Origin of the sequence: Candidatus Acidianus copahuensis (genome assembly GCF_000632495.1) — an archaeon.
Taxonomy (GTDB): domain Archaea; phylum Thermoproteota; class Thermoprotei_A; order Sulfolobales; family Sulfolobaceae; genus Acidianus; species Acidianus copahuensis.
In genome coordinates this window covers 1-1039 of the sequence record NZ_JFZT01000049.1, presented here as the reverse complement: position 1 = coordinate 1039, position 1039 = coordinate 1, and the positions used below count along the sequence as shown (strand labels likewise).

The following is a 1039-nucleotide window of genomic DNA, read 5'->3' as shown; positions in this document are numbered from 1 at the left end:
TTAGTAAATCATTTTAACAGAGGGTTTGATTAATTGAAAGAATAGGAAAGTATATAAGGATTAATCTATAGTGATCGATATGAAACTGCTAATCGCGATGGATCTTAACTCAAGCATAGAGTACTCGCGCTTACGGAAGTTCGTTGAAAGCTTACTGTATAAATTTAGGGACGTGGATGTAACTTTTCTGATAGATGATGGAAGCATATTAAAGCTAGGAAATGATGAAGTGTTTAAGGTTAGTGATCCAGATTCCTTTGTAGAACTGACAAAAGATCTTAAGTCTATCTCTACAAAAAAAGGTAATCTGAGGATAGGAAATATAATTAGACTTAAAAGAGAACTAGGAAGAAGTATTCTAGTTTTAGTTAGCAATAGAAAAGTAAAGAATAGTGATGAACTTATTTTAGTATATAATGGTAAAAAGATAAGCGCATTAATCGGAAATAATATATTACATTTGAATCCTACTACATCAAACAATAGATAATACTCATTAATTTAGTTAATTTTGTTAGGACTTATAGCCATCTATTGCGGTTAGATTAGTATTTCAAATACGTAAATTTTATAGTTATGATTTATAGTTACAAACTAATCAACTCTTTGATAGGGGTTTCCTATTTCGCAGTCAAACTAGCCTTACCATGGTGGAGAGGAACTTACAGGATCTAAGGATTATTCTAAACCATCGCGTAATGAGATAATAATGTTCCTAGAGATTGCGATCAGTAGTCCTACTAACTTCTTGCATAGAAAAGTCGCCTACGAAATTGTTTATCTTTTACGTAATTAGAAACGGAAATCCAAGGGATCTATATTCTCTATCTCTCTGTAGATTAAAGGATCGGAAGACTGTAAGAGTGAGAACAGAGAGTGATATCTTCTAAAAATATGGAAAGTCCATTTTACGTAATTTCCTGTTACCTATAAGAGAACAGTCGTAATAGATTTTGTGAAGTCGCTGTATCTCTGAAACGGAGGAAAAGTCTTTTCACTTCAAGACCCACATAACCACCGCACGGGATTAATCAGACAG

Annotated in this window: 1 protein-coding gene; it reads left to right on the top strand. The window is 32.9% G+C overall.

Annotation, left to right across the window (positions count from 1 at the left end):
• Nucleotides 1–79 precede the first annotated feature (79 nt).
• Nucleotides 80–490: a hypothetical protein gene (locus CM19_RS09880; protein ID WP_048098479.1), complete on the top strand. Its 411-nt coding sequence runs from the start codon at nucleotides 80–82 to the stop codon at nucleotides 488–490.
• The last annotated feature ends 549 nt before the right edge of the window (nucleotides 491–1039 follow it).